Consider the following 25,471-nt stretch of genomic DNA (forward strand, 5'->3'; position numbering starts at 1 on the left):
CCACGATGTGACTCGTGGAGAGAACCCCCACCCCGACCCTCCCCCGCAAGCGGGAGAGGGAGGGCACCGCCGTTGCGGCACTAGCGTCCCGGTTCGGCGAGCCGTGGCCGGATGATCTCGATCATCCGGTCGGCTGACGTCCCCGGTGGAAAGAATCCGAGATAATTGCCCTCGCGGTCCATCAAATAGATGTAGGCGGTGTGATCGACGGTGTAGTCGGCGGCATCCTTCAGCGGCACCCGCGCGAAATAGACCTTGTAGGCATCGGCGAGCTTGCGGATCGCATCCAGCTTGCCGGTCAGTCCGATCAGGCGCGGGTGGAACATCGGCACGTACTCCGCGAGGTGGGCCGCGGTGTCGCGCTCGGGATCGACCGTGATGAAGATCGGTTGCACCTGGTCGCCGTCGCGGCCGAGCTTGTCGAGCGCCAGGGCGATCGCCTGCAGATCGGTCGGGCAGACGTCGGGGCAGGCGGTGAAGCCGAAATAGATCAGCATCAGCTTGCCGCGAAACTCCTTGTCGGTGCGTTCATGGCCGGCCTGATCGGTCAGCGCGAACGGGCCGCCGACCGGCTCCCTGTTCCACATCAGGATGTCCATGATCTCGGCGGCCGAGCGCGCCGATTGCGGCGGCGCATCGCCGGCCAGCACCGGCGCCAGCGTCAGCCACAGGCCGGCGCCGGCGAATGCCAGGCCCGCGCCAGCGAATGCAATGACGCGCGGGATCGGGGCGATCATATGCCGAAGGAGAGGCGGCTGCCCGTCGTCGTGACCAGCACCTTGTCGCCCATCTGCGCGGTCGCCTCCTGCACGAAGTTGAGCCCGGAGCAGTGCATCGGGATCAGCACGTCGGGGTCGAGCTTCCTGATCTCGGCGACCACCTCGGTGAGGTAGTCCTTCGGCGCCGGCCCGAGATGGAAGCCGCCGACGATGGCGTGCACCTTCTGGACGCCGGAGACCTCCTGCGCCTGCTTCACCGAATTGACGATGCCGACATGGCCGCAGGACGAGATCACGACGAGGCCGAAATCCCGCACGTTGAAGCAGGTGGCGTGCTCATGGATGTGCTCGTCGGGCACGATCTTGCCGTCCATCTCGGCCGGCAGATAGTGGCTGGCGTTGCAGCCGAGCCCGTCCTTGATGCCGAACTCGACCCAGGTCTGCGGCAGCACACGCTCGATGCTGCGGCGGGTGATCTTGCCGGTGGTGAAGGCATGGCCCGCGATCACGGTCGGTGTCTCGCACAGCACCGTGGTGACGCGCTGCGCCGCGAGCTGGCGGCGGTCGAGCGTGCCGAAATCGTTGAACTGGCCCTTGGTCGGCGTTGCGCTGACGCGATGGCAGAAATTGTCCTCGCCGCCGGCATAGAGCTTCACGTCGGCCGGTAGTTTATCACGGAATTTGTCGAGGAAGCCGTTGAGGCCGCCGAAATGGTCGTAGTGGCCGTGGCTCACGATCAGCCCATCGAGCTTCGCCGGGTCGACGCCGACCAGCGCCATGTTGTTGAGCAGCACCTCCGGCGTGTAGCCGTAGTCGAGCATCAGCGTGCGCTGCGCGCCCTTGGCCTCCGACTCCAACCACAGCGACAGGCCCCATTCATTGTGCAGCGACTTCTGGTAGTCGGCGGAGCGCGGCGGCGGCGCGATGGTGACGCCGCCGGCCTGCTTCGGTTTGAAGAACAAATCGAAGCTGGAATCGACCAGCACGCGGATCGAGAGCTTGTCGACGGTCGGCACCTCGATCGGTGCGGCGCTCGCGATCTCGACGCAGGAGAAGGCGCCCGCGGCTGCGGCGCCGGCGATCGCCGCTGAGCCTTTCAGGAAATCACGTCGTGCCAAATCCCGTGTCATCGCAATCCCCCGTGTTTTGAAAACTTTTCAATACCAAACACGTTGAGCCTAGGAGCAATCGGGACGCGGCTCAATCGGGCACTTGCGCTGGCCGCAGATCACATTCGCGCGCGCTGCAATGCGGGCGCCATTGACTTGGGTGCGGTTATGCGCCCAAGTCAATGCATTCGCATCTTTCTCGCCGATGCACGACATCGGCAGTCCCTGGCAATGCAGGATCACGCCCATGATCGACCTTCACTACTGGTCCACGCCGAACGGTCACAAGGTAACGATGTTCCTTGAGGAGACCGGATTGGAGTACAGGATTTTCCCGGTGAACATCGGCAAAGGCGATCAGTTCAAGCCGGACTTTTTGCAGATCGCGCCGAACAACCGCATCCCCGCAATTCTCGATCACGCGCCGAAGGGCGGTGGCAAGCCGCTACAGCTGTTCGAGTCCGGCGCGATCCTGCTTTATCTCGCCGAGAAGACCGGACAATTCCTGCCGGCCGATATCCATGGCCGCTATGACGCGATCCAGTGGACGTTCTGGCAGATGGGCGGGCTCGGGCCGATGGCGGGGCAGAACCACCACTTCCGCAACTACGCCGTCGAGAAGCTGCCTTACGCGATCGACCGCTATGTCAACGAGACCAACCGGCTGTACGGCGTGCTCAACAAGCGGCTCGCCGACCGCGAATTCGTCGCCGGCGATTATTCGATCGCCGACATGGCGAGCTATCCCTGGGTCGTGCCCTACAAGAACCAGGGCCAGGAGATCGACGATTTCCCGCATCTGAAGCGCTGGCTAGAGACGATCGGCAAGCGCCCCGCGACCGAGCGCGCCTATGCCAAGGCGAAGGAGGTCAACCCGAATTTCGGCCAGCCCGCGATCCGCACCGAGGAAGAGCGCAAGTTGCTGTTCGGGCAGACCGCGGCGGTGGTGCGGTAGGGCGAACTCCTCCGTCATTGCGAGGAGCGAAGCGACGAAGCAATCCATCTTTCCGCGTATGCGGGTCGATGGATTGCTTCGCTTCGCTCGCAATGACGGATGTAGCACTCGCGGGTTTTCAAGCCCCGACATACCTCGCCGGCCGCCGTTCCTTCCACGCCGCGAGCCCCTCGGCGAGATCGCGGCCCGGCACCAGCGCGGCGAACTGCTCGCTCTCGACCAAAAGGCCCTCGGCAATCGGCATGTTGAGCCCGCGAGTCACCGCTGTGATGGTGCCGGCGACCGATCCGGGCGAATGCCTGGTGATCCGGCCGGCGAGTTCGCGCGCGGCGGTCAGCAGCTGATCGTGCGGCACGACCTGATTGACCAGCCCGATCTCGCGCGCATGCTCGGGCGGGAACGGATCGCCCGTCAGCAGCAATTCAAGTCCGCGCTTGCGTCCCGCCAGCCGTGGCAGTCGCTGCGTGCCGCCGAAGGTCGGCGGCATGCCGAGCTTGATCTCGGGCTTTGCAAATTGCGCGCGGTCGCTGGCGACAGCGAGATGCACCGCCTCGGTGATCTCGCAGCCGCCGCCGAAGGCGAGCCCGTTGACCGCGGCGATCACGGGCTTCTTGAATGCCTCGAGCCGCGCGGTCATGGCCTGGCCGCGGCGGACGAAGTCGCGCACCGCGACGGCGGAGCCCTGCTTGACGCTCTCGGAAAACTCCTTGATGTCGGCGCCGGCCGAGAAGGCGCGCTCGCCGGCGCCGGTCAGGATCACGGCGCGCACCTCAGTGTCGCCCTCGATGCGGTCGAGCGCGGCCATCAGCTGATCGATCAGCGCATAATTCAGCGCGTTGAGCTGCTCCGGACGGTTCAGGGTGATCAGAGCGATCCCGTCGGTGATCTCGAGCAGGATGGGGGCGGGCATGATGCAGTCTCCAGCATTTGTGTGTCCCGGCCGAATGTAGGGCCAGCCGCAATTTGTGTATATTCACTGGTTAGTATACATACGCAGAATGCCCAGACCCTCCGAGCCCACCCGCGAGCGCATCGTCGAGGCGGCGAGCGCGCTGTTCTACAATGAAGGCATTCGCCGCGTCAGCGTCGACGAGGTCGCCGCCAAGGCCGGCCTCACCAAGCGCACGCTGTACTATCACTTCAAGAGCAAGGACGATCTGGTCGCTGCCTATCTCGCCGCGCGCGACCAGCCCAATCTCGCGCTGTTCCGAAAGTGGTTCGCGGAGGCCGAGGGTGGCCTGCCGGTGAAGGTCGAGGCGATCTTCAGGAACCTCGCGCGCTCGGCGCGGCATCCGAAGTGGAAGGGCTGCGGCTTCCTGCGCACCTCCGCCGAACTCGCCAACATGCCCGGGCATCCCGCGATCAGGATCGGCGCCGCGCACAAGAAGAAGTTCGAGGACTGGCTGGGCGCGACCTTCGCGGAGCAGGGCATCGCCGATCCGCTCAAGCTGGCGCGGCAGACCCTCTTGCTGCTGGACGGATCATTCGCCGTCGTGCTGCTGCACCGCGACGCGAGCTATATGGAGACGGCCGGCGAGGCGGCACGCACGCTGATCGAGGCGGCGCTGGCGAGACCGCGGCGTAAGCGAGGGTGAGGTTTGCACGTTCGTCTCGCTAGTGTTGCAGGGGAGCGATGCGCTCAAGGCGAGCCGCGCATTGATCATTCAGAACGTCACCAAGCCTGCCTACATCCTTGATCCCGAAATACACGTTGCAAAACGTCTCGGCCATATGAAAGCAGGCAAGCTTGCGATAGAAAACTTTCACGTAGCGGCGGTCGCGAAAAAAGAACGGCTTGGATGCATATGTGCTCAAGTCTCCCCTGACCTCGCCGAGTGAGCCGACGGTGTACCGGACGCTTACATTTCCGTAGCTCCACAAGCCGGCATGGACGCACGCGCCGTTGAGGTATCTCAAATCATATGCGGCGAAGCCGTCCGCATCTGCGACGTTCCCGAAGTACCTGAATAATCTGACGAGGAATATTGTCCTGTCTACTCTGACGATCATTCGCTTCATCGTAAGAATATAAACAAAAGCTCCGCCCACGCGCAGCGCGGTCAGTTGAGGTATGAAAGCAAAAAAGACCAGCGCACCGACAACTATCCATCGCCTCCTGACAAGTCCTTCAATGGCGTATTGTTCTGGCGTTAGCGAGTAAATCCCGTGGTAGGCGATAAGCGCCAAAACAAGAGCGCCCACGGTTACAAATGAGGCTGTGCAGAAAAAGCTGCTGAACCATCCCGGCGTGCCAATCCAGAGAACGCGCTCGTCCTCACCGAGCTTGGGTGTCACCCCGGAGGTGTCGAGCAGGTCGTTGGGCGGATCGAAGACTGACAGGCCGCGCTTGATCATCGAAAATGTTGCTCACATGCACGGCATCGTCGGAAGTCGAAGATTGTCCCGCTGCCTCTGAACCGTAGCGTAATCGAGTCCCTGATGCACGCTCCGCGAGCATTCGTCGTTAATCTTGCGGGCGGCAAAGCAATTTTGCGCCGAAGCGACGAAGCAATCCATCGCTCCGCATATGCGGGACGATGGATTGCCTCGCTTCGCTCGCAATGACGATTAAAGCGCGCCGCGCTCCTGCAGCAGCGCCAGCACCGCGTTGAGGTCCGGCAGCACGGCCGCGCATTTTGCACGGGTCGCTTCGGTCGGTGGCGCCATGTCCGGCACCATCAGCGTGATCGCGCCGGCGGCGTGGGCCGCCGCCACGCCGTGGTTGGAGTCTTCCACCGCAATGCAGGCTGCCGGCGTCACGCCAAGCCGCGCGGCGGCCTTGAGATAGAGCTCGGGATCCGGCTTGCCCTGCGCGACATCGTCAAGCGTCAGCAGCGTGCCGAAACGATCTCGGATGCCGGCAAGCGTCAGGTTGCGTTCGGCCGAGCGGCGCGAGGACGAGGTGACGATCGCCATCGGGCGCTGCGCAAGCGCGAGCGCATCGAGCAGATCGAGCGTGCCTGATTTGAGCGGCAGGCCCGACTGCATCATCCGATCGCGATGTTCAAGGAAGGCCAGGTTGACCGCCTCCAGCGGAAACGTCGCGCCGTAATGATCGCGCAGCATCGCCTCGCAGACCGGGCCGGGAAGGCCGACCATGGAATGGCACAGCGCGACGACGTCGTCGGTGTAGCCGCACACGTTCAGCGCCGCGACCAGGCTGTCGAAGTAGACCTTCTCGGTGTCGAGCAGCGTGCCGTCCATGTCGAGCAGGACGGCGTCGACGGTCCAGCGTGCCTTCACGTGGCGCTCACCGCTGCTTGCTGTTCCGCGAGCTTCCGCAAGCATGCGGGGCACAGGCAGTCGCCGCTATCGGTCGGCATCGGCAGGCGAAAACTCTCATCGGAGCACCAGCATGCTCCCGTGAGCGAGCAGGAAAATTCGCTGCCGCATGCCGTGCAGGCAAGCCGGCGCGGAGATGCTGGTTCGGAACGATCGTTTGACGAGAGGTCCATTCTAACCGCGATTTAATGCGCGAATTAATCTCGGGTTCATCCCGGACCGCGCTATGATGCCAGGCAACTGATATAGCCGGGATAGGCCGCCAAGGAAATCGCCAAGGAAATCGCCAAGGGAATTCTGATGGCCCGTGATTCGCAAGCCGCGCTGGTTGCCCTCAACCGGTTTGGATTCGGCGCCCGCGGCGGGGCGTCCGGCGACTTCATCAACGCGGCCTCCGATCCGCGCGGTTTCGTGCTGGCGGAACTGGCGCGTCCGAACGGCGCGCTGCTCGAAGTGCCGGGCCTGCTCTCGACACCCGAACTTGGCAAGCAGGTGTTCGATTATCAGTTCGAGATCCAGCAGGCGCGCAATGCTGCGAAGGCCGCGCAGCAGGGCGCGAGCGAGACATCGCCGCAGGGGCCGGACACGAAGTCGCCGCAGCGGCGCAATCTGTCGCTGTCCACTGCCGCCAAGGAGATCGCCGGAAAAGATCCGACAATGCAGGCGCAGGGCGCCGATGGCGCCAACGCGGCGATGACGCCGTCGGCTCCGATGCAGCCTCCGACGATGCAGACGGTGGCCGGTCCCCCCAAGCCGCCGGCGCAACCGCTCAACATCATCCAGAAGACGTTCCGCGCCGAGGCGCTGGCGCGCCTGCAGCGCGGCGTGGTCGCCGATTGCGGCTTCGTCGAACGGCTCGTGGTGTTCTGGTCCAACCACTTCTGCATCTCCGCCAACAAGGGCGCGCTGGCGCGGATGTGGGCCGGCTCGTTCGAGCGCGAGGCGATCCGTCCGCATGTGCTCGGCCGTTTCCCGGACATGCTGAAGGCCGTCGAGCAGCATCCGGCGATGCTGTTCTTTCTCGACAACCAGCAATCGCTCGGCCCGGAGTCGCGCGCCGGCATCAACCGCAATCGCGGCCTGAACGAGAACCTCGCGCGCGAGATCATGGAGCTGCATACGCTCGGCGTCGGCGGCGGCTACACCCAGGACGATGTGACCTCGCTGGCGCGCGTCATCACCGGCTGGACCTTCGCCGGCCGCCGTGGCCAGCTCGGCACGCCCGGCAGCTTCGTGTTCAATGCCAATGCGCACCAGCCCGGACCGCAGCAGGTGCTCGGCAAGACCTACGCGCAAGCGGGCGTCGCGCAGGGCGAGGCGGTGCTGTCGGACATCGCGCGGCATCCCTCGACCGCAAAATTCATCGCGACCAAATTCGCGCGCCACTTCGTCGCCGACGATCCGCCGCCGGCGCTGGTGGCGAGGCTGCAGGATACGTTCACGAAAACAGACGGCGATCTCAGGGCGCTGGCCACCGCGCTGGTTCAGTCCAGCGAGGCCTGGCAGGCGCCGCTGACAAAGATGCGTTCGCCTTACGAATTCCTGGTCGCTTCCGGCCGCCTGCTGGCGCGCAATCCCGAGGATCCAGGCCGCTATCTCAACGGCCTCAACGTGCTCGGCCAGCCGCTGTGGTCGCCGGCGGGGCCGAACGGATTTCCGGACACCGCCGCGGCCTGGGCGGCACCTGAAGGCGTCAAGCTCAGGCTCGACATCTCGGCGCAGCTTGCCTCCCAGCTCGCCGACCGGTTCGACCCGCGCGACCTGCTCGAGCTCATTGCTGCCGAAGCAGCCTCCCCCGAGACGCGGCGCACCATCGAGCGTGCGGAATCGCGGCAGCAGGCGCTGGCGTTGCTGTTGATGTCGCCCGAGTTCCAGAGGAGATGACGATGGAATGCTCCGAGAGCCTGATGCTGCAGGCGACGTCGCGGCGCGCGCTGCTGCTCGGCGGCGCCTCCTTTGCGGCCTGGGCCTACCTGCCGAAATTCGCGCGCGCCGCCGATGGCCGCGATCCGCGCTTCGTCACCATCATCCTGCGCGGTGCACTCGACGGCCTCGCCACGGTCGCACCGGTCGGCGATCCTGATTATGCCGGCCTGCACGGCGCGATCGCGCTGCGCCCCGATGGCCCGAACGCGGCGGTGATGCTGGATCAGTTCTTCGCCCTGCATCCGGCGATGCCGGAATTTTCGCGGATGTATCGCGCCAAGCAGGCCGCGGTGGTTCATGCGGTCGCGACCTCCTATCGCGATCGCTCGCATTTCGACGGCCAGGACGTGCTGGAGAGCGGCTTCCCCGGTCCGGGCCGCGTGCAGTCCGGCTGGCTCAATCGCGCGCTGGAAGCCTTGCCGAAAGGCGAGCGGGTGACGAGCGCGCTCGCGGTCGGCCCGACCACGCCGCTGGTGCTGCGCGGCGCCGCGCCGACCGTCGGCTGGGCCCCGACCGCGCTGCCGCAAGCCGCCGACGACACCGCGATGCGGCTGCTCGATCTCTATCAGCACCGCGATCCGGTGCTGGCGAGCGCGCTGACGCAAGGCTTGCAGCTCGAGAAGCAGGCGCAGGGCGACGAGATGAAGCCGAAGCCCGGAGTGGGCGGCGTGGCGGCGATGCGCCTCGTGGCGCGCGGCGCCGCGAAGTTGATGGCGGCCGATGACGGCCCGCGGATCGGCGCGCTCGCCTTCGACGGCTGGGACACCCATGCCAATGAAGGCGGGCCGGTCGGCCGCCTCGCGCAGCTGCTCGGCGGCCTCGACGGCGCGCTGGCGGAATTCCAGAGCGGCCTCGGCGCGCGCTGGCGCGACACCGTGATCGTGGTCGCGACCGAGTTCGGCCGCACCGCGCGCATCAACGGCACCGAGGGCACCGACCACGGCACCGGCACCATCGCGCTGCTCGCCGGCGGCGCGGTGAACGGCGGCCGCATGATCACCGACTGGCCCGGCCTCAAGCCCGCCAATCTCTATCAGGCCCGCGACCTCGCCCCGACCACCGACCTGCGCGCCGTGATCAAGGGCGTGCTGCACGACCAGTTCGGCCTCGGCGAGCGCGTGCTGGCCGATGCCGTGTTTCCGGATAGCGCCCCGGTAAAGCCGATGAAGGGGTTGGTGGCTTGACTTCCTCAACCTCTCCCCGCTCTTTGCGGGGAGAGGTCGGAAGCGACGCATCGCGTTTGCTTCCGGGTGAGGGGCAGGGCAATGCGTGGCCGCAAGGAAACACCTATCCGACTCGCGAGAGGGCTGCGCGCCAATCAAACGGACGCGGAGACCGTGCTTTGGAATCGCATCCGCAATCGCCAGATTGATGGCCATAAGTTCGCACGGCAGGTGCCGGTCGGGAGTTACATTTGCGACTTCGTCTGCCGCGAGCGACGGCTCGTGATCGAAGTGGATGGCGGTCAGCACGCGGACTCAGCTGCAGACGTGGTCCGGGACCGGTATCTCACCGGGGAGGCTATCGCGTGCTTCGCTTCTGGAACAACGATGTGCTCGGCAACGTCGAGGGTGTGTTGATTACAATTCAGACTGAGTTGCGCGGATAGATGCCCCTCACCCCAACCCTCTCCCCGTGAAGGACGGGGAGAGGGAGCGGAGAGAGTGCCGTTCGCTTCACGCCTTCGTTATCCCATCGATCTCCGCCATCTCCTCCGCGGAGAGCTTCCAGCTGATCGCCTTGACGTTCTGCTCGATCTGTTCGGGGCGGGTCGCGCCGGCGATGACGCTTGCGACTTGCGGGCGGGCGGCGAGCCAGGAGAAGGCGAGCTCGAGCATGGTGTGGCCGCGCTCCCTGGCAAACGCCTGCAGCTTCTCGACGATGTCCTCGTTGCGCGGCGTGACGTAGCGATCCTTCAGGGCCGGCGCCTTGGCGAAGCGGGTATCGGCGGGTGCAGCGGCGCCGCGCTGGTACTTGCCGGTCAAGAGGCCGCTGGCGAGCGGGAAGAACGGCAGCAGGCCGAGATTGTATTGCTGCGTCGCCGGCAGCAGGTCCTTCTCGATGTCGCGCACCAGGAGGCTGTATTCGTCCTGGCAGGACACGAAGCGGTTCACGTTCATCTGGCGCGCGACGTACTCGGCTTCGGCGATCCGCCAGGCGGGGAAGTTGGAGTTGCCGATGTAGCGCACCTTGCCCTGGCGGACGAGATCGTCGAGCGCGCGCAGCGTCTCGTCGATCGGGGTGAGCGGATCGTAGTCGTGCTGCTGGTAGAGATCTATATAGTCGGTCTTCAGGCGGCTGAGGCTCGCTTCGACCGCGGACATGATGTAGCGCCGCGAGGCGCCCTGCTTGGTGCCGTCGGTCGCCATCGGCTTGGAGAATTTGGTGGCGAGCACGATGTCCTTGCGGCGGTCGCCCAGCACGGTGCCGAGCACGGTCTCCGAGCCGCCCATGCCGGCATAGATGTCGGCGGTGTCGAACAGCGTGATGCCGAGATCGATCGCCTTGTGGATCACCTTGCGCGAGGTTTCGAGGTCGGTGCGCTGGCCGAAATTGTTGCAGCCGAGGCCGACCGCGGACACGCGCAGCCCGGAGCTGCCGAGATTACGAACTTCCATGAGACAATCCTGTGGGATAGGCGAGGGGTTTCGCGGATTGTGACGCGCTGCCCCGAGCCCGGCAAGGTGCCGTCCTACCGCCGATCACGCATGGCGGTGTCGCAAAATGAGATGCCGTAAAAAAAGCGGTCCCGGTCAGACGCGGCGACTGACGGGGACCGCTTGGCGAAGATCTGAGACGGGGGGCCTGATCTGCGCGAGCGGAAGCCTAGCCGGGCTTTGTAACGTGCCGGTGACACCTCTGTTCAATCCACAGGCCGCGAAGATCCGCTCAGACAATCTTGCGATAGATGACGAAGCCCGGCTTGTCCGCGACCTTGTCATAAAGCTGCATCGCGGTGTGGTTGGTCTCATGCGTCTGCCAGTAGACGCGTGGCGATCCCGCGAGCCTGGCCTGCGTGTAGACGCCGTTGATCAACGCGCGGCCAACGCCCTTGCCGCGTGCGGCTTCGCTGGTGAACAGATCCTGCAAATAGCAGGTTGGCGCGATCGCCGTGGTCGAGCGGTGAAACAGATAATGCGTCAGCCCGAGCAATCTGCCGCCGGCGTCGGCGACCAGCGCGTGCACCGGCTCATAGGCATCGAAGAAGCGTTCCCACGTCATCGCGGTGATCTCGGGCGCGAGCGCGGTCGGCCCGGATCGCTCATAGAAGGCATTGTAGCCGTCCCACAGAGGAAGCCACTGGGCGTAGTCGTCGCGGGTGACGAAGCGGATGGTGACGTCGTCGGCCATGGAGGATTCCTGGATGGTCCTGCGTTGCGGGCGATGTCTCCGCACCGCTCGCAAGGTTCTACCGTCGCTATCTCGCAGGATCAATTGCGGACGAGGTCGCGCCTCACTCGGCGGCGCGCAGCAGCCGCGCCAGACGGCGCTCGCGCCCGGCGCGCTGGGCCCGATATTCATCGGCCTTCGCGGGATCGTCGGTGTGCCGCACGAGGTCGGTGACCGGCGTGTAGCTCAGCATGCGGCCGCCGTCCGGCAGTGCGGTGCAGCTGAAGCGCAGCACCTGGCCGTCGGCGAGGTTGAGATTGATCGGCGTGGAGTCGCCGGCGCGCATCATCGCGATGCGCTCGGCGATGAACGCGCTCAGCTCGTCTTCCGGCAGTTCATAGGCGCCGGTGTCGCGGCCGTGATACATCAGCGCGACGAAGGGCGGCTTGCTCTCGGCCTGCGCATCCGACAGCGCGAAATAGTCGCGGAAGGCGCGGTTGATGAATTCGGCGCGGGTGTCGGCGTCGAGCAGCACGATGCCGATGTCGACCTGGTCGAGCGCGGCGGCGAGCCGCTCCGCGGTGGCGTGATGCTGCTGGTCCGCGGCAAAGGCGTCGATCCATTTCTGCCGCAGCATTCCGGTGATCACGGCGGTGCCGGCCGCGGTCGCCGCCAGCATCAGCATCCGCGCGACGTCGGCGGTGTCGTAACCGGGCAGCGCGCGATGATTGAGGAAGAACAGCGCCGAGGCGGCCACCGCGATCGCGGCGGAGATCAGCCCGGAGGTGATGCCGCTGATCGAGCTCGCAAGCGCCACGATGCAGACGAACAGCGGCGCGGGATTGGGGACGGCGACAACGAGGCGATCGAGCAGGAAGGCGGCGGATGCCGTGATCGCCGTCAGGGCCGGACCTGAAATTGCACGCCAGTCGAACCGCATGCGCGTTCTCGCTATCTATCAAACGAACGATAAAGCCGCAGTTTGACGACAGGGCCGCAACCGCGCCGGCATTTCCGTCCCGACCGTTAAGCGGGCGTTGCGGGGGCCGAACCAGCTTTCGCTGCTTTCAAATCAAATGATATGCAGACCGGCGCGGAACCCGGTTCCGTGCCTGCGGGTTACCGCGTGCTTTGCTTGCAAGAGGACATTCGATGCCCGCCATTTCGCCGTCGCTGCTGCCGATCCTGATGCTGTTCGCCTCGAACGTCTTCATGACCTTCGCCTGGTACGGCCATCTCAAGTTCAAGGATCACTCGCTCCCCATCGTCATCATGGTGAGCTGGGGCATCGCCTTCTTCGAGTACTGGCTGGCAGTGCCGGCCAATCGCTGGGGCAGCGCGGTCTACTCGGCGGCGCAGCTCAAGACCATGCAGGAGGTGATCACGCTGGTCGTGTTCGCCGCCTTCTCGGTGTTGTACCTGAAGGAGCCGCTGGGCTGGAATCACGCGCTCGGATTTGCCTTCATCGCCGCCGGCGCGTTTCTGATCTTCCACAAATGGGGCTAATGCTTCACCTCGCCCCGCGTGCGGGGAGAGGTCGGAACGCATCGTTAGATGCGTTCCGGGTGAGGGGGACTCTCCGCAAATGCAGCGATCTCCGAATACGCGGAAAGAGCCCCTCACCCCAACCCTCTCCCCGTAAGAACGGGGCGAGGGAGCACACTGCCGCCGCGGTTCGACCTGATCTCATCGCGCTTTAATGGTGCGGGGCCGGCTTGGCGGCCGGCGTCGTGACATGCGCGGGGCGTGCGTGGTCTTCGCCTTGCGTGCCGGTCACGATCAGGAGCGATGCCGCCAGCAGGATCGCCGCCGACAGCGTCACGGTCACCAGTCCGACGGGGGTCTTCATCATGTCGCGCCGCTGTCTCTCCCGCGCCTTGCCGCGGATCAGGTGCCAACCGGAAATTGCTTGATTACGCCGGGATCGCCGTTGCCATGGTGATGTTGCACGACAGCACCGTCACGGCGACGACCAGGCACAGCGTCAGCGCGCCGAGCGCGAGCGACGCGGCGATCGCGTTCGTCAGCCGGGATGATGCCACCGGGGCAAGGCGGCCATCGAAGCCTGCCGTGCCGGACCACCGTTTCATGGTCTAAATCCCTCAGGCCGCGAGCGAATCACTCGCGACATCCGAGCGAATCTGCTGGTCGTCACCGGCAACATTGCGGCGGCGGCACCGTCCAAAAATGGCTAAAATGCGGCGGCAGCGCAGGTTTTGCCCGTTATTTGGGCAGTTTCCCCGTTATTCCCTGAATTCACATACAGCCGTTCAGACGCCGGCTGCGAGGCGAGGCTCAGGCTCGGCCTCGGTACCAGGCTGCCAGTCCATCGAGACAAATCCGGGGGTCTGCTCGACCCGCTTGAGCCAGGCACGGATCGACGGAAAGGTCGCCAGGTCGAAGTCGCAGCGGTCGGCGACGTGGGTGTAGCCGTAGAGGGCGATGTCGGCGACGGTGAGCTGTCCGGCGGCGAAATAGGCGTGTTCCTTGAGGTGATTTTCCATCACCTGCAGCGCCGCATAGCCGCGCTCCATCCAGTCCTCCAGCGCGTGCGTCTGCAGGTCGCGTCCGCCCTTGACCAGCGACAGCCAGAAATAGGCGGCGCCGATGTTCGGCTCCAGCGCGTGCTGCTCGAAGAACATCCACTGCAGCGCCTCGGCGCGCTCGATCCGCGACTCCGGCGCCAGCGGCGTGCCGATCGCGACGTACCAGAGGATGGCATTGGACTCGGCGAGATGGCGGCCTTCGGCGACCTCGAGCAGCGGCACCTGGCCGCTCGGATTCTTGGCCAGGAATTCCGGGGTGCGGCTCTCGCCGCGCAGGATGTCGATCTCGATCGCCTCGTACGGCGTGTTCAGCACGGCAAGCGCCAGCCGGACCTTGTAGCTGTTGCCGGAGCGCTGCATCGAATAGAGCTTGTACATTGCGTCGTGGTTCACTCGGTCAGGGAGACGGTACGCTTAAAAATTGCGCGGCCTGTCACACCGCAACGCCGCTAAACAATGATGCTGACGGGGGTGCGTCGCAAGCCCTGCAGTGTGGAAAAAGTCGAAACGTCTACTGCACTGCACACGTGCAGAACGATTCCATCCACACGGCAGAACAACTCGGATCACGCCTGCGCGACGCTCTGCACGGTGCCGGTCGATGGCCAAGGTCGCGACCATGGCCGGCGCGCTGCAATTCACAAACTTTAACCCGCGTCCTTGGCGGCACGACGCGCGCCGGTCTGCGTTGACGACCCGCCGTTAGCGCTGTCAGGCAGGTTGCCGCGCGGCATTGTCCTCGGAGCAATCCGCGCTGGCGCATGCCGCCGAAGGGCCCGCCGGCAAGACCGGAGCGGGCTTGCCGGATATGAGTCATCCGGTGCCGGAACTTGCGGAAAATTGCGCGCGCCGCGAGCCATGCGCGAAAGTTTTCGTGCTTTACCGCCAAGCTTCTTGCGGTGCAGCGGCGACAGGCCTAGGGTGCCGCGATCCCATTCAAATCAAGTCGTGGCCCTACGGCTCACGACGTTTGCCAGGAGATGATAATGGCCTTCCTGTCCGCTGCGCTCGACCGTGTGAAGCCGTCCGCGACGATCGCGGTCACGGACAAAGCACGCGCGCTGAAAGCCGCGGGCCGCAACGTCATCGGCCTCGGCGCCGGCGAGCCTGACTTCGATACGCCCGCCAACATCAAGCTCGCAGCGATCCACGCGATCGAGGCCGGCAAGACCAAGTACACCGACGTCGGCGGCATTCCGGAGCTCAAGGAAGCCATCATTAACAAGTTCGCGCGCGAGAACGGCCTGACCTACAAGCCGAACCAGGTCATCGTCGGCACCGGCGGCAAGCAGGTGCTCTACAACGCGCTGATGGCGACCATCAATCCGGGCGACGAGGTGATCATCCCGGCGCCGTACTGGGTCAGCTATCCCGAGATGGTGGCGCTCGCCGGCGGCGAGTCGGTGCCGGTGGTGTGCCCGGCCTCGACCGGCTTCAAGCTGCGTCCGGAAGATCTCGAGAAGGCGATCACGCCGAAGACCAAGTGGGTGATCCTGTGCTCGCCGTCGAACCCGACCGGCTCGGCCTATACGAAGAGCGAGCTCAAGGCGATCACCGACGTGCTGGTCAAGCATCCGCATGTCTGGGTGATGACCGACGACATGTACGAGCACCTCGTCTATGACGACTTCGTCTTCACCACGGCGGCGCAGGTCGAGCCGAGCCTGTACGACCGCACGCTGACCGTGAACGGCGTGTCGAAGGCCTACTGCATGACCGGCTGGCGCATCGGCTATGCCGGCGGCCCGGCGCAGCTGATCAAGGCGATGGCGACGATCCAGTCGCAGTCGACCTCGAACCCGTCGTCGATCGCGCAGTGGGCGTCGGTCGAGGCGCTCAACGGTCCGCAGGACTTCATCGCCGCGAACAACAAGGTGTTCAAGGAGCGTCGCGACCTCGTGGTGTCGATGCTCAACCAGGCGAGCGGCATCGAGTGCCCGCGGCCGGAAGGCGCGTTCTACGTCTATCCGTCCTGCGCCGGCACGATCGGCAAGAAGGCCCCGTCGGGCAAGCTGATCGACAACGACGAGGCGTTCGTCACCGAATTGCTCGAGAGCGAAGGCGTCGCCGTGGTGCAGGGATCGGCATTCGGGCTCGGACCCGCGTTCCGCATTTCCTACGCCACCAAGACTTCCGATCTCGAGGATGCCTGCAAGCGCATCCAGCGCTTCTGCGGTAATCTGCGGTAGTTCGATCCGAACCAAGAAAACGCTCCCGCACCTGGTGCGGGAGCGTTTTTGTTTGTGTGCTGAAATCGCGCCGGTAGATTCGACGAGTCAAATCACATCCTGCTCACCTCACGCGCGTGTGTGCGAACATCGATGCCACACGCGGGAAGTTTTTACGGCGTCTTTGCGCGCTGCCTTGTTTTGGACACGAGCCTTCCTTCCTGTCCGCCGCGCGAATTCAGTTCAGTTCACCTTGCGGAGACAGATAATGCGACTTTCGACCCTCACCCTTGCAGCGCTTGCGTTGCTGGCGCCGTTCGCCACCGCCAACGCGGCGCCTCAGGTTCAAGCCGGGGTCCTGCAATGCCAGGGCGGCGAGAATGTCGGCTTCGTTGTCGGCTCTGTCGCGCGCCTCGAATGCGTGTTCCAGAGCGGCGGCCGTCGGCCCGAGCCCTATGTTGCGACCGTGAAGCGGATCGGCGTCGACCTCGGCGTCACCGCGACGACCCAGCTCGCCTGGGCCGTGAGCGCGCCGACCACGCAGCTCCCGCGCGGTGCGCTCGCCGGCAGTTACGGCGGTGTCGGCGTCAACGCCTCGGTCGGCCTCGGTGCCGGCGGTAACTTCCTGTTCGGCGGCCCGAACAATGCCTATGCGCTGCAGCCGGTCAGCGTGCAGGGCCAGACCGGCCTCAACGTTGCGGCCGGCATCGCCGGGATCGATCTCGAGCCGGTCGCCTACGGCGGTCCGCGCCGTCATCATCGTCACCACCGTCATCATCATCACCACTAGATTTGTTTTGACGCGTTTTCTTCACGCGAACCGGTATCCACTTCGCTCGAAAACGCTCTAGGCTGGTCGGTGTTCGATCAAAGAGGCCCGCGAAAGCGGGCCTCTTTTTTGTTGTCTGTTGTTTGCTGTCCGTTGCTCGATCAATCGGCAGACCCCAAGGAACATAGCAGCGCCGCAACATCTCCTGACAATCGGTGGCCGGGCACCGCAAATTCTGGCTGGACGTTCGATGTTGTGGCATAGGATGCGAACGGCGCCGCACACACGGCGCCGTTCTGTTCTCTGCTCGCGTCATGCCTCTCAGCCGGAGACTCCCAACATGCGTCGCTTCACTTTCCTCGCCGGTGCTGCCATTGCCACGCTGACCGCAATCGTTGGCGCCAGCGCCCAACAGCCGATCCAGCGCGTGCAGGTCGGCGTCCTTGAATGCCGCGGCGGCGCGAGCGTCGGCTTCATCGTCGGTTCCGTGACCCATCTCGGTTGCGTGCTGCGCGCCAATGGTCTGCCTGAGGATCGCTACATCGCGACCATCCAGAAGGTCGGCATCGATCTCGGCATCACCCAGGAATCGGCGCTGGCCTGGGGCGTCTATGCGCCGGTGGAGCGGCTCGGGCCGGGTGCGCTCTCCGGCAACTATGCCGGCGCGCAGGGCAGCGCGACGCTCGGTGTTGGCGTCGGCGGCAACGTGCTGGTCGGCGGCTCCGATAACACCATCGCCCTGCAGCCGCTCAGCGTGCAGGGCCAGGTCGGCATCAACATCGCCGCCGGCCTCGAAAGCCTGGAGCTGCGTCCGGGCCGCTAACGCGCGTCCGTGCGGTTGATTAGCTTGCCGAAGAAGCCGCTTGCTTCTTCGGCAACGATCCCTGGCGCCTCGGCGTGAACATAGTGCCCGCTCTCGACGAACCTGATCGAAGGTTCGCTCCAATAGTCTCCCAACCTGTCCGACCATTCGGGCGCGATCAACGGATCGCGGCGGCCCCAGAGAAAGCGCGACGGCACGTCGATGCGCGGCTGCGCCGGCAGCTTGCCTTCCAGCCAGAGCCGACGATTGGGCGCGGACGAGAGATACCAGTCGAAGCCGCCCTGGATGTTGCCCGGCTTCATGAAGTTGTCGACATAGGCTTCCAGCAGATCGCCGAACACGGCGGGATCATCGCCCGACCAGTGGTCGAGGAAATGTCGGAAGTAGAGCCGGCATGACTCGCGCGAGCTTCCGACCAATTGCGCGGCCCATGGCAGCTGCTGGAAGTATTGATACCAGACCTCGATCAGGTGGCCGGGCTGGCCGTAGCGATGGCCGAGGCCCGGATAGGGCGTGCAGAGATAGAGCGTGCCGGTCAGCCGCTGCGGCTGACGATGCGACATCGCCTGCATGACATAGGCGCCGAGATCGCCGCCGATCACGCCGAAGCCGTCATGACCGAGCGCGTCCATGACGGCGAACATATCCAGCGCGTGGCGCTCCGCGGTTGCGGACGCATCGGGCCCCGGTGTCGGCTTGCCGGTGTCGCCGCAGCCGCGCAAGTCGGGCGCGATCAGTTCAAAGCTGTCGCCGAGGCGCAGCATCAGCGGGCGCCACACCAGCCAGAACTCCGGCCAGCCGTGGAGCAGGAGCAGCGGCGGCCCTTTGCCGAAGCGCGCGACGTTGACGCGCAGGCCGCCGATATCGATCTTCTGTTGTGTGATGCCTGCCGCGGCTGCTTCCGCGAAGGCTCTTTCCAGCGCCGTCATGGGGACTCCCTGTGGTTTGCCGCAGGCTGTCCGCGTTCGCGCGTCCGGTCCAATACTCGTTCGATACGGTTGCAGAGCTATTGCGTATGACTGACGGTACCCGCCGCCGTGCTATACCGACGGCATGGAATTGCGACATCTCAGATATTTCGTGGCGCTCGGCGAGGAATTGAATTTTACCCGCGCGGCCGAGCGGCTGCACATCGCGCAACCGCCGCTGAGCCAGCAGATCCGTCAGCTCGAGGACGAACTCGGCGTGACGTTGCTGCAGCGGAATAGCCGTCCTGTCAGACTCACCGAGGCGGGCGAGCTGCTGCTTGCGCGCGCCCGCGCGCTGCTCGCAAATTTCGAGGCCACGGTTGCGGACACGCGTCGCGTCGGGCGCGGCCAGGCCGGCAAGCTCGCGATCGGATTCGTCGGCTCCGCGATGTTCGCCGGTCTGCCCGATATCGTAGGCAGCTATCGCGACGCCTGTCCCGACGTCGAGCTCGTGCTCGACGAGATGCTGGCGGCCGAGATTGCCGAAGCGCTGCGGCGACGCCGGATCGATGTCGGCTTCGCACGCCCGGCGCTATTGCCGGAGGCGGGTCTTGCCCAGCGCCTGATCCTGGAGGAGCCCTATGTCGCGGCGTTGCCGCGCGCGCATCCGCTTGCCGAGAGGGACGACATTGCGCTTGCCGAACTGTCCGATGATGCCTTCGTGCTCTATCCGGCGCGGCCGGCGCCATCGGTCACCGGCCTGATCGTCGCCGCGTGCCAGGCCGCCGGATTCACGCCGCGACTCGCGCAGGAGGTGCTGCATCTGCAAACCGCGATCGGCCTGATCGCCGCCGGCGTCGGTGTATCACTCGTCCCGGAGGCCGCGGCACGCGCGCAGACCGGTCGCGGCGTGGCATATGTCCGCTTGGCCGCGCCGGCGGTGACGGCGCCGCTCACGATTGCGTGGCGTGAAGAAGATGTCTCGCCCGCCGTGCAGCGTCTGCTCGACCTCGCGACTCGCTGGCACGAGATTTCTCCGGGACTTGCGCGAAGGAACTGACGCAGCGGATGCAATTGTCCGGACGATGGCTCGGAATTGCAAGCTTACGCGACGCCGCACCGCAGCGACGTTTTCCCGCTTGCCAAATGTCAAACGCAGGCAGAGCATAAACGGTCGCCGACCCAATCATGGGCCGAGCTCCAAAACGAGGAGGCGGCAATGGGACAAGACGTCAGAAGTCCCCGAGGTCCACGGTGCATCGCATTGGTGGGCCCTTTCCAAAGCGGTAAAACCACACTTCTGGAAGCGATCCTGGCGCGCACTGGCGCCATTAAGAATGCCGGCAGCGTAGATGCCGGAACCTCCGTCGGCGATGCCAGCCCCGAGGCGCGTCAGCACAAGATGGGCGTAGGCCTGACCGCCGCCACCACCACCTTTATGGGGGACAGCTACACCTTTATCGATTGTCCCGGCTCGGTCGAATTCGCGCACGATATGCGTGCAGCGTTGCCGGCGGTCGATGCCGCGGTCGTGGTCTGCGAAGCCGACGAGAAGAAACTGCCGCAGCTGCAGATCATCCTGCGCGAGCTCGAGGAGCTCGGAATTCCCCGTTTCCTGTTCCTGAACAAGATCGACCGCGCCAACAAGCGCGTCCGCGAGACGCTTGCGACGCTGCAGCCGGCCTCGCGCGTGCCGCTGGTGCTGCGCCAGATCCCGATCTGGAACGGCGATCTGATCGAAGGCTTTGTCGATCTCGCGCTGGAGCGCGCGTTCGTCTATCGCGAGCACAAGCCGTCGGAGGTGATGGCGCTCGAGGGCGGCAATCTCGATCGCGAGAAGGAAGCTCGCTTCTCGATGCTGGAGAAGCTTGCCGACCATGACGACGCGCTGATGGAGCAGTTGCTGGAGGATATCCAGCCGCCGCGCGATGCCGTGTTCGACGATCTCGCCCGCGAACTGCGCGAAGGGCAGATCTGTCCGGTGCTGCTCGGCGCTGCGAGCCGCGAGAACGGCGTGCTCCGCCTGATGAAGGCGCTGCGCCATGAGGCGCCCGGCGTTGCCGAGACCGCCAATCGGCTCGGCATCAAGGACCAAAAGGATGCGCTGGCCTACGTGTTCAAGACCGTGCATTTGCAGCACGGCGGCAAGCTGTCGCTTGCGCGCGCGCTTGCGGGCCGGCTCGACGACGGCGTGACGCTGCAATCCTCAAGCGGCGAGAGCGGGCGCGTCTCCGGCATCCTCGCGGTCTCGGGCGCGCATGACAGCAAGCGGCCGCAGGCCGAGGCCGGCGACACTGTCGCGCTCGGCAAGCTCGATGCGATCAAGACCGGCGATACGGTCTCGAGCGGCAAGACGGCGCCGGCCTCGCTCGTCAAGGTCGAGCCGGCCGCGGCGGTGCTGTCGATCTCGATTGCCGCGACCGACCGCAAGGACGACGTCAAGCTTGGCCAGGCGCTGCTGCGACTGAACGAGGAAGATCCCTCGCTGACGATGATCCAGAACCCGCGCACCCACGACACCGTGCTGTGGGGGCAGGGCGAGATGCATCTGCGCGTAGCGCAGGAGCGGCTGAAGGACCGCTACGGCGTCAACGTCAAATCGCATCCGCCGGCGATCGGCTACCAGGAAACCATCCGCAAGGCGATCACCCAGCGCGGCCGGCACAAGAAGCAGTCCGGCGGCCATGGCCAGTTCGGCGACGTCGTGCTCGACATCAAACCGAAGCCGCGCGGGTCAGGCTTCGAATTCCACGAGAAAGTGGTCGGCGGCGCGGTGCCGCGCAACTATATCGGCGCGGTGGAAGAGGGCGTCGTCGACGCGCTGGCGCGTGGCCCGCTCGGCTTTCCCGTGATCGACGTCGACGTCACGCTGACCGACGGCTCCTATCACAGCGTCGACTCGTCCGATCTCGCGTTCCGCACCGCGGCGCGGATCGGAGTCAGCGAGGGGTTGCCGCAGTGCCAGCCGGTGCTGCTGGAGCCGATCCATATGGTCGAGATCGTCTGTCCGAACGAAGCGACCGCCAAGATCAACGCGATCCTGTCGGCGCGCCGCGGCCAGATCCTCGGCTTCGACACCCGCGACGGCTGGAGCGGCTGGGATTGCGTCCGCGCCACGATGCCGGAATCCGAGATCGGCGACCTGATCGTCGAGCTGCGCTCCGCCACCGCCGGCGCCGGCACCTTCACCCGCCAGTTCGACCGCATGGCCGAAGTGACGGGCCGGGCCGCCGACCAGATCATCGCCGCGCATCGCGACGCGGCGTGATTTCGCACCGTCATTCCGGGATGGTCCGAAGGACCAGACCCGGAATCTCGAGATTCCGGGTTCGATGCTGTCGCATCGCCCCGGAATGACGGGCCAAGATAGCGCCCGTGATTCCCTTCCTTTGACGCAGTTTCCGCCAGCATGCTTGAATCCCGCCGTAACCTGGCGCTGGCCTGCGCGCTCAGCGCAATGGCCGGGTATGTCGACGGCATCGGCTATCTGCATCTCGGCGGGCTGTTCGTCTCCTTCATGAGCGGCAACTCGACGCGGCTTGGCGTGACGCTGGCCGAGGGGCATTGGCAGCATGCCCTGGAAGCGCTGGAGCTGATCGTGCTGTTCGTCGCCGGCGCCGCAGCCGGCAGCCTGATCGTGCTCAGCGCGCTGGCCCATCGCCAGCCCCTGCTCCTGCTCGTCGAGGCGTGGCTGCTCACGGCGGCGGCGGTGGCCTATGCATATGGCCTGCCGAACGCCGCGGTCGCCGCTATCGTGCTGGCGATGGGGCTCGAGAATGCCGTTTTCCAGCTCGAGGGCGGCGCCGGGCTCGGTCTCACCTATGTCACCGGGGCGCTGGTCAAGGCCGGCCAGCTGATCGCCGCGGCGCTGACCGGCGGAGCGCCCTGGGCCTGGCTGCCCAACCTGCTGCTGTGGGCGGCGCTGGTCGCGGGCGCGCTCGCCGGCGCATTGGCCTACCACTGGATCAATCTCGGTGCGATCTGGTTTGCTGCGGCCACCGCGTTTGCCCTGAGTGCGTCGGTTGCCGCAACCGCGAAGCGGACGGATTGACAGCGCGCCCGCCTTGGCCGATGTCACGATCATGACCTCCGCAACCAAGACCCGCGCCGCGTGCCTGATCGGCTGGCCGGCGGCGCATTCCCGCTCGCCGCTGATCCATCATTACTGGCTGCGCACGCTCGGCCTCGAGGGCGGCTATGTGATCGAGGCGGTGCCGCCGGAGGATTTCAAGGATTTCCTGTTCCGCCTGTCGTTGCGCGGCTTCGTCGGTGCCAACGTCACCCGTCCGCACAAGGAACAGGCGCTGGCACTGTCGGCGCCCGACGCGCGCGCCCGCGCGGTCGGTGCCGCCAACACGCTGTGGTTTGCGGACGGCGAGTTGCGTTCGACCAACACCGATGTCGAAGGCTTCATCAACAACCTCGACGCCTGTGCGCCCGGCTGGGACCAAACCGAGGACGCGCTGGTGTTAGGGGCCGGCGGCGCGGCGCGCGCGGTGGTGTTCGGCCTGATCGAGCGCGGCATTGCGCGCGTGCATCTGGTCAACCGCACCATCGACCGCGCCCGCGCGCTGGCAGAACTATATGGTGCGCGTGTTCATCCCGCGACCTGGGACAAGGTCGGCGAGCTGCTGCCGCGCGCGGGCCTGCTCGTCAACACGACGTCGCTCGGCATGCACGGCCAGCCCGCGCTCGAGATCGAAGTCGGCCTGCTCCCGCCGGGCGCGGTTGTTTCTGATATTGTCTATGTGCCGCTGGTGACGCCGCTGCTGGCCGCGGCGCAGGCACGCGGCCTCAAGACCGCCGACGGGCTCGGCATGCTGCTGCACCAGGCGGTGCGCGGTTTCGAATTGTGGTTCGGGCAGCGCCCGCAGGTCACGCCGGAACTGCGCGCGATCGTTGAGGCCGATCTCACAAAGACTTGAGGCCTGGAATAGCGTCTTCGGGGCGGGGTCTCGTGTTGGTCCCCCCGCGTTCCCTCCCGGAGATCAACCATGCCTGCCCGCCGTTCCCAACTCGTTCGTCCGTTCATTGCGCTTGCGATGGTGACGGCATCCACGCTTTACGCGCTCGCGCAACAGCCGCCGACGCCGACGCGGGTGCGTGGAACCGTCGAAAACGTCGATGGTAATACGCTGGCGGTGAAGTCGCGCAGCGGAGAGGACGTCAAGCTGCATATGGCCGGCAATATGGTGGTGCTCGGCCTCACCAGGATCGCGCTGTCCGACATCAAGGTCGGTTCCTTCATCGGCACCACCACGGTGCCCGGCCCCGACGGCACGCCGAAGGCGGTCGAGGTGCACGTCTTCCCGGAGAACATGCGCGGCACCGGCGAGGGCTCGCGGCCCTACGATCTGAAGCCGAACAGCAGCATGACCAACGCGACCGTCGCGCAATCCGTCGTCAGCAATGACGGTCATACGTTGCAGGTCAAATACAAGGACGGCGAGAAGACGGTCCAGGTCTCGCCCGACACGCCTGTCGTGACCTATGTTTCCGGCGACAAGGCAGACCTGAAGGCCGGCGCCAAGATCATCGCCTTCATGAAGAAATTGCCCGACGGCTCGCTGGAAACCGACCGCGTCAGCGTCGGCCGCGACGGCCTCACGCCGCCGATGTGATGCGAACGCCAGTCTTTCAACGCGTCGTCCCGGCGAAAGCCGGGACCCATAACCACCGATGAGAATTGTTGAGAAGAGCTGGGGCCACAACGTGCCTAATCTCGTAGGGTCGTGGTTATGGGTCCCGGGTCGCGCGGAGCCTGTCATCGGGCGGCGCTTTGCGCCGACCCGTTGGCTTGCCCGGGACGACGAGGACCATCCGGGCTACGACAGACCCCTCGAACGCATCACCTGTCCGTTACCGCAGTAACGGCCTCTCATCCGGTGCGTATTTGTCCTGCGAGCCGTCGCTCCCGCGAGGAGTTGTGGCTTGCACGGAATACCACCAACTCCCCGGTGTTCCCTGATTCGCCAGCCCAACCCATGAGGAACATCATGCCGAAATCGCTGCCACTCGCCGCATTGCTTCTCGTTGTCTTTGCTTCCGCCGCATCCGCGCAGCAGCCGCCGGCGGTGCGTATCCGCGGCACCATCGAGGCCGTCGACGGCGCGATGCTGTCGATCAAGTCGCGCGACGGCGCCGACATGAAGGTGCGGACCACCGACAATGTCGCGGTGTTCGGCGTCGCCAAGACCGATCTGTCGGAGATCAAGCCCGGTTCCTATATCGGCGTCACCGCGATGCCCGAACCCGACGGAACGCAGAAGGCGATCGCGGTTCACATCTTCCCGGAGAACCAGCGCGGCGCCGCCGAGGGCTTCCGCCCGTGGGACCTGCGCGCCAACTCGACCATGACCAACGCCACCGTCGCCGAGACCGTGAAGGGCACCGACGGCCAGAACATCACGGTGAAGTACAAGGACGGCGAGAAGAAAGTCGTGGTGCCGCCGGACACCCCGGTCGTCACCTTCGTCGCCGGCGACAAGTCGGAGCTGAAGCCGGGCGCCAAGATCATCATCTTCGGTGCGCTGAAGAAGGACGATGGCACGCTGGAAGCCAACCGCGTCAATGTCGGCCGCGACGGGATTGCGCCGCCGATGTGAGGCAGAGCAGGCTCCGCTGTCGTCCCTGCGAAAGCACTAGGACCGATCGACATTCATTGCATCCAGATCATTGCGGCAGCGAGATGGATGAAGCCGGTAAAGTTGTCAGATCGCCTGTCATAACGGGTTGCCAAGCGTCGGAAGTGTTTGAGCTGGCAAAAGCAGCGCTCGATGCGGTTGCGCTGTTTGTATGCGTCGGCGTCGTGCGGAATGATGATCCTGCGGGTGCGGTTTGACGGGATCACCGCCGTTGCGCCGATTTCCGCGATGATCGCACGCAGGGCGTTGCTGTCATAGGCCTTGTCGGCGAGCACGGCATCGCCGCTCTGGC

Annotated in this window: 28 protein-coding genes and 1 pseudogene; 15 read left to right on the forward strand and 14 right to left on the reverse strand. The window is 65.4% G+C overall.

The genetic code is table 11. The features are described 5' to 3' along the window. Positions 1-80 precede the first annotated feature (80 nt). The 3 genes from J6525_RS34865 to J6525_RS34875 are packed head-to-tail and all read right to left on the reverse strand — an operon-like array spanning position 81 to position 2,077. On the reverse strand, positions 81-737 hold the full coding sequence (locus J6525_RS34865) for an SCO family protein (RefSeq protein ID WP_092085116.1): 657 nt from the start codon (positions 735-737) through the stop codon (positions 81-83). Next, on the reverse strand, positions 734-1,849 hold the full coding sequence (locus tag J6525_RS34870) for an MBL fold metallo-hydrolase (RefSeq protein ID WP_092085118.1): 1,116 nt from the start codon (positions 1,847-1,849) through the stop codon (positions 734-736). The genes J6525_RS34865 and J6525_RS34870 overlap by 4 nt, the downstream gene beginning before the upstream one ends. Before the next feature lie 48 nt (positions 1,850-1,897). Beyond that, positions 1,898-2,077, reverse strand: a complete 180-nt coding sequence (locus tag J6525_RS34875; protein ID WP_092085120.1) for a hypothetical protein — start codon at positions 2,075-2,077, stop codon at positions 1,898-1,900. Here J6525_RS34875 and J6525_RS34880 point away from each other — a divergent pair. After that, a complete protein-coding gene (locus J6525_RS34880) occupies positions 2,076-2,783 on the forward strand; it encodes a glutathione binding-like protein (RefSeq protein ID WP_092085122.1) in 708 nt (235 codons plus the stop codon). The genes J6525_RS34875 and J6525_RS34880 overlap by 2 nt on opposite strands. 118 nt (positions 2,784-2,901) lie before the next feature. On the opposite strand, the gene J6525_RS34885 is transcribed toward J6525_RS34880, so the two are convergent. Continuing rightward, positions 2,902-3,693 (reverse strand): crotonase/enoyl-CoA hydratase family protein, encoded by a 792-nt coding sequence (locus J6525_RS34885; protein ID WP_092085124.1) that lies wholly within the window; start codon positions 3,691-3,693, stop codon positions 2,902-2,904. 88 nt (positions 3,694-3,781) lie between these two features. On the opposite strand from J6525_RS34885, the gene J6525_RS34890 reads away from it, so the two are divergent. Continuing rightward, a complete protein-coding gene (locus J6525_RS34890) occupies positions 3,782-4,378 on the forward strand; it encodes a TetR/AcrR family transcriptional regulator (protein ID WP_092085126.1) in 597 nt (198 codons plus the stop codon). Positions 4,379-4,397: 19 nt separating this feature from the next. On the opposite strand, the gene J6525_RS34895 is transcribed toward J6525_RS34890, so the two are convergent. Together J6525_RS34895 and J6525_RS34900 are read right to left on the reverse strand one after the other, a co-directional pair. Beyond that, positions 4,398-5,138 (reverse strand): hypothetical protein, encoded by a 741-nt coding sequence (locus tag J6525_RS34895; protein WP_092085128.1) that lies wholly within the window; start codon positions 5,136-5,138, stop codon positions 4,398-4,400. A 213-nt stretch (positions 5,139-5,351) separates the two neighbouring features. Then, positions 5,352-6,026: an HAD family hydrolase gene (locus J6525_RS34900; protein WP_092085130.1), complete on the reverse strand. Its 675-nt coding sequence runs from the start codon at positions 6,024-6,026 to the stop codon at positions 5,352-5,354. A 339-nt stretch (positions 6,027-6,365) separates the two neighbouring features. Here J6525_RS34900 and J6525_RS34910 point away from each other — a divergent pair, with 339 nt between their 5' ends. The 3 genes and pseudogenes from J6525_RS34910 to J6525_RS34920 all read left to right on the forward strand — a co-directional run. Next, positions 6,366-7,949 (forward strand): DUF1800 domain-containing protein, encoded by a 1,584-nt coding sequence (locus J6525_RS34910; protein WP_225648049.1) that lies wholly within the window; start codon positions 6,366-6,368, stop codon positions 7,947-7,949. Continuing rightward, positions 7,946-9,175, forward strand: a complete 1,230-nt coding sequence (locus J6525_RS34915) for a DUF1501 domain-containing protein (RefSeq protein WP_225648050.1) — start codon at positions 7,946-7,948, stop codon at positions 9,173-9,175. The genes J6525_RS34910 and J6525_RS34915 overlap by 4 nt, the downstream gene beginning before the upstream one ends. 81 nt (positions 9,176-9,256) lie before the next feature. Next, positions 9,257-9,594: pseudogene (locus tag J6525_RS34920) on the forward strand (endonuclease domain-containing protein); the annotation flags it as partial. Between the two features lie 73 nt (positions 9,595-9,667). On the opposite strand, the gene J6525_RS34925 reads toward J6525_RS34920, so the two are convergent. The 3 genes from J6525_RS34925 to J6525_RS34935 form a co-directional block, all read right to left on the reverse strand. Next, positions 9,668-10,609: an aldo/keto reductase gene (locus J6525_RS34925; RefSeq protein ID WP_225648051.1), complete on the reverse strand. Its 942-nt coding sequence runs from the start codon at positions 10,607-10,609 to the stop codon at positions 9,668-9,670. A 271-nt stretch (positions 10,610-10,880) separates the two neighbouring features. Beyond that, positions 10,881-11,342 (reverse strand): GNAT family N-acetyltransferase, encoded by a 462-nt coding sequence (locus J6525_RS34930; RefSeq protein WP_092085144.1) that lies wholly within the window; start codon positions 11,340-11,342, stop codon positions 10,881-10,883. A 103-nt stretch (positions 11,343-11,445) separates the two neighbouring features. Beyond that, positions 11,446-12,261: a PAS domain-containing protein gene (locus J6525_RS34935; protein ID WP_076829885.1), complete on the reverse strand. Its 816-nt coding sequence runs from the start codon at positions 12,259-12,261 to the stop codon at positions 11,446-11,448. Positions 12,262-12,473: 212 nt separating this feature from the next. On the opposite strand from J6525_RS34935, the gene J6525_RS34940 reads away from it, so the two are divergent. Next, entirely contained in the window at positions 12,474-12,827 is a 354-nt protein-coding gene (locus J6525_RS34940) for a DMT family protein (protein WP_076829887.1), read from the forward strand. 190 nt (positions 12,828-13,017) lie between these two features. On the opposite strand, the gene J6525_RS34945 is transcribed toward J6525_RS34940, so the two are convergent. The 3 genes from J6525_RS34945 to J6525_RS34955 all read right to left on the reverse strand — a co-directional run bounded on the left by J6525_RS34945 (position 13,018) and on the right by J6525_RS34955 (position 14,245). Continuing rightward, complete coding sequence (locus tag J6525_RS34945; RefSeq protein ID WP_225648052.1) at positions 13,018-13,170, reverse strand: hypothetical protein; 153 nt, start codon at positions 13,168-13,170, stop codon at positions 13,018-13,020. A gap of 64 nt (positions 13,171-13,234) precedes the next feature. Next, positions 13,235-13,411: a hypothetical protein gene (locus J6525_RS34950; RefSeq protein ID WP_225648053.1), complete on the reverse strand. Its 177-nt coding sequence runs from the start codon at positions 13,409-13,411 to the stop codon at positions 13,235-13,237. A gap of 180 nt (positions 13,412-13,591) precedes the next feature. After that, positions 13,592-14,245 carry a glutathione S-transferase family protein gene (locus J6525_RS34955; RefSeq protein ID WP_057015955.1) on the reverse strand — a complete coding sequence of 218 codons (654 nt, stop codon included), beginning with the start codon at positions 14,243-14,245 and terminating at the stop codon, positions 13,592-13,594. 608 nt (positions 14,246-14,853) lie between these two features. On the opposite strand from J6525_RS34955, the gene J6525_RS34960 reads away from it, so the two are divergent. The 3 genes from J6525_RS34960 to J6525_RS34970 all read left to right on the forward strand — a co-directional run bounded on the left by J6525_RS34960 (position 14,854) and on the right by J6525_RS34970 (position 17,627). Continuing rightward, positions 14,854-16,056, forward strand: a complete 1,203-nt coding sequence (locus tag J6525_RS34960) for a pyridoxal phosphate-dependent aminotransferase (RefSeq protein WP_028340563.1) — start codon at positions 14,854-14,856, stop codon at positions 16,054-16,056. A gap of 247 nt (positions 16,057-16,303) precedes the next feature. Further along, entirely contained in the window at positions 16,304-16,825 is a 522-nt protein-coding gene (locus tag J6525_RS34965) for a DUF992 domain-containing protein (RefSeq protein WP_057015953.1), read from the forward strand. 319 nt (positions 16,826-17,144) lie between these two features. Further along, positions 17,145-17,627, forward strand: coding sequence for a DUF992 domain-containing protein (locus J6525_RS34970; protein ID WP_225648054.1), 483 nt, complete (start codon positions 17,145-17,147; stop codon positions 17,625-17,627). Here the strand turns inward: J6525_RS34970 and J6525_RS34975 are convergent. Next, positions 17,624-18,556, reverse strand: a complete 933-nt coding sequence (locus tag J6525_RS34975) for an alpha/beta fold hydrolase (RefSeq protein ID WP_225648055.1) — start codon at positions 18,554-18,556, stop codon at positions 17,624-17,626. The genes J6525_RS34970 and J6525_RS34975 overlap by 4 nt on opposite strands. A gap of 124 nt (positions 18,557-18,680) precedes the next feature. Here J6525_RS34975 and J6525_RS34980 point away from each other — a divergent pair, with 124 nt between their 5' ends. The 6 genes from J6525_RS34980 (at position 18,681) to J6525_RS35005 (ending at position 25,140) form a co-directional block, all read left to right on the forward strand. After that, positions 18,681-19,595: a LysR substrate-binding domain-containing protein gene (locus J6525_RS34980; protein WP_225648056.1), complete on the forward strand. Its 915-nt coding sequence runs from the start codon at positions 18,681-18,683 to the stop codon at positions 19,593-19,595. 159 nt (positions 19,596-19,754) lie between these two features. Beyond that, a complete protein-coding gene (locus J6525_RS34985; protein ID WP_225648057.1) occupies positions 19,755-21,803 on the forward strand; it encodes an elongation factor G in 2,049 nt (682 codons plus the stop codon). Between the two features lie 141 nt (positions 21,804-21,944). Beyond that, positions 21,945-22,586, forward strand: a complete 642-nt coding sequence (locus J6525_RS34990; RefSeq protein WP_225648058.1) for a YoaK family protein — start codon at positions 21,945-21,947, stop codon at positions 22,584-22,586. Positions 22,587-22,617: 31 nt separating this feature from the next. Beyond that, a complete protein-coding gene (locus J6525_RS34995; RefSeq protein WP_225648059.1) occupies positions 22,618-23,460 on the forward strand; it encodes a shikimate dehydrogenase in 843 nt (280 codons plus the stop codon). A gap of 117 nt (positions 23,461-23,577) precedes the next feature. Next, a complete protein-coding gene (locus J6525_RS35000) occupies positions 23,578-24,156 on the forward strand; it encodes a hypothetical protein (protein ID WP_376708599.1) in 579 nt (192 codons plus the stop codon). Between the two features lie 375 nt (positions 24,157-24,531). After that, positions 24,532-25,140, forward strand: coding sequence for a single stranded DNA-binding domain-containing protein (locus tag J6525_RS35005; RefSeq protein ID WP_225648061.1), 609 nt, complete (start codon positions 24,532-24,534; stop codon positions 25,138-25,140). Positions 25,141-25,193: 53 nt separating this feature from the next. Here the strand turns inward: J6525_RS35005 and J6525_RS35010 are convergent. After that, the coding region (locus J6525_RS35010) for a transposase (protein WP_225648062.1) at positions 25,194-25,471 on the reverse strand (278 nt) is incomplete at its 5' end.

Origin of the sequence: Bradyrhizobium australafricanum (assembly GCF_020329495.1) — a bacterium.
Lineage (GTDB): Bacteria > Pseudomonadota > Alphaproteobacteria > Rhizobiales > Xanthobacteraceae > Bradyrhizobium > Bradyrhizobium australafricanum.

Bases quoted from the DNA above. Each gene is read 5' to 3' on its own strand.
- J6525_RS34865 (WP_092085116.1), bottom strand. From the start codon at position 737: ATGATCGCCCCGATCCCGCGCGTCATTGCATTCGCTGGCGCGGGCCTG.
- J6525_RS34870 (WP_092085118.1), bottom strand. From the start codon at position 1,849: ATGACACGGGATTTGGCACGACGTGATTTCCTGAAAGGCTCAGCGGCG.
- J6525_RS34880 (WP_092085122.1), top strand. From the start codon at position 2,076: ATGATCGACCTTCACTACTGGTCCACGCCGAACGGTCACAAGGTAACG.
- J6525_RS34875 (WP_092085120.1), bottom strand. From the start codon at position 2,077: ATGGGCGTGATCCTGCATTGCCAGGGACTGCCGATGTCGTGCATCGGC.
- J6525_RS34885 (WP_092085124.1), bottom strand. From the start codon at position 3,693: ATGCCCGCCCCCATCCTGCTCGAGATCACCGACGGGATCGCTCTGATC.
- J6525_RS34890 (WP_092085126.1), top strand. From the start codon at position 3,782: ATGCCCAGACCCTCCGAGCCCACCCGCGAGCGCATCGTCGAGGCGGCG.
- J6525_RS34895 (WP_092085128.1), bottom strand. From the start codon at position 5,138: ATGATCAAGCGCGGCCTGTCAGTCTTCGATCCGCCCAACGACCTGCTC.
- J6525_RS34910 (WP_225648049.1), top strand. From the start codon at position 6,366: ATGGCCCGTGATTCGCAAGCCGCGCTGGTTGCCCTCAACCGGTTTGGA.
- J6525_RS34915 (WP_225648050.1), top strand. From the start codon at position 7,946: ATGACGATGGAATGCTCCGAGAGCCTGATGCTGCAGGCGACGTCGCGG.
- J6525_RS34925 (WP_225648051.1), bottom strand. From the start codon at position 10,609: ATGGAAGTTCGTAATCTCGGCAGCTCCGGGCTGCGCGTGTCCGCGGTC.
- J6525_RS34930 (WP_092085144.1), bottom strand. From the start codon at position 11,342: ATGGCCGACGACGTCACCATCCGCTTCGTCACCCGCGACGACTACGCC.
- J6525_RS34935 (WP_076829885.1), bottom strand. From the start codon at position 12,261: ATGCGGTTCGACTGGCGTGCAATTTCAGGTCCGGCCCTGACGGCGATC.
- J6525_RS34940 (WP_076829887.1), top strand. From the start codon at position 12,474: ATGCCCGCCATTTCGCCGTCGCTGCTGCCGATCCTGATGCTGTTCGCC.
- J6525_RS34945 (WP_225648052.1), bottom strand. From the start codon at position 13,170: ATGAAGACCCCCGTCGGACTGGTGACCGTGACGCTGTCGGCGGCGATC.
- J6525_RS34950 (WP_225648053.1), bottom strand. From the start codon at position 13,411: ATGAAACGGTGGTCCGGCACGGCAGGCTTCGATGGCCGCCTTGCCCCG.
- J6525_RS34955 (WP_057015955.1), bottom strand. From the start codon at position 14,245: ATGTACAAGCTCTATTCGATGCAGCGCTCCGGCAACAGCTACAAGGTC.
- J6525_RS34960 (WP_028340563.1), top strand. From the start codon at position 14,854: ATGGCCTTCCTGTCCGCTGCGCTCGACCGTGTGAAGCCGTCCGCGACG.
- J6525_RS34965 (WP_057015953.1), top strand. From the start codon at position 16,304: ATGCGACTTTCGACCCTCACCCTTGCAGCGCTTGCGTTGCTGGCGCCG.
- J6525_RS34970 (WP_225648054.1), top strand. From the start codon at position 17,145: ATGCGTCGCTTCACTTTCCTCGCCGGTGCTGCCATTGCCACGCTGACC.
- J6525_RS34975 (WP_225648055.1), bottom strand. From the start codon at position 18,556: ATGACGGCGCTGGAAAGAGCCTTCGCGGAAGCAGCCGCGGCAGGCATC.
- J6525_RS34980 (WP_225648056.1), top strand. From the start codon at position 18,681: ATGGAATTGCGACATCTCAGATATTTCGTGGCGCTCGGCGAGGAATTG.
- J6525_RS34985 (WP_225648057.1), top strand. From the start codon at position 19,755: ATGGGACAAGACGTCAGAAGTCCCCGAGGTCCACGGTGCATCGCATTG.
- J6525_RS34990 (WP_225648058.1), top strand. From the start codon at position 21,945: ATGCTTGAATCCCGCCGTAACCTGGCGCTGGCCTGCGCGCTCAGCGCA.
- J6525_RS34995 (WP_225648059.1), top strand. From the start codon at position 22,618: ATGACCTCCGCAACCAAGACCCGCGCCGCGTGCCTGATCGGCTGGCCG.
- J6525_RS35000 (WP_376708599.1), top strand. From the start codon at position 23,578: ATGGTGACGGCATCCACGCTTTACGCGCTCGCGCAACAGCCGCCGACG.
- J6525_RS35005 (WP_225648061.1), top strand. From the start codon at position 24,532: ATGCCGAAATCGCTGCCACTCGCCGCATTGCTTCTCGTTGTCTTTGCT.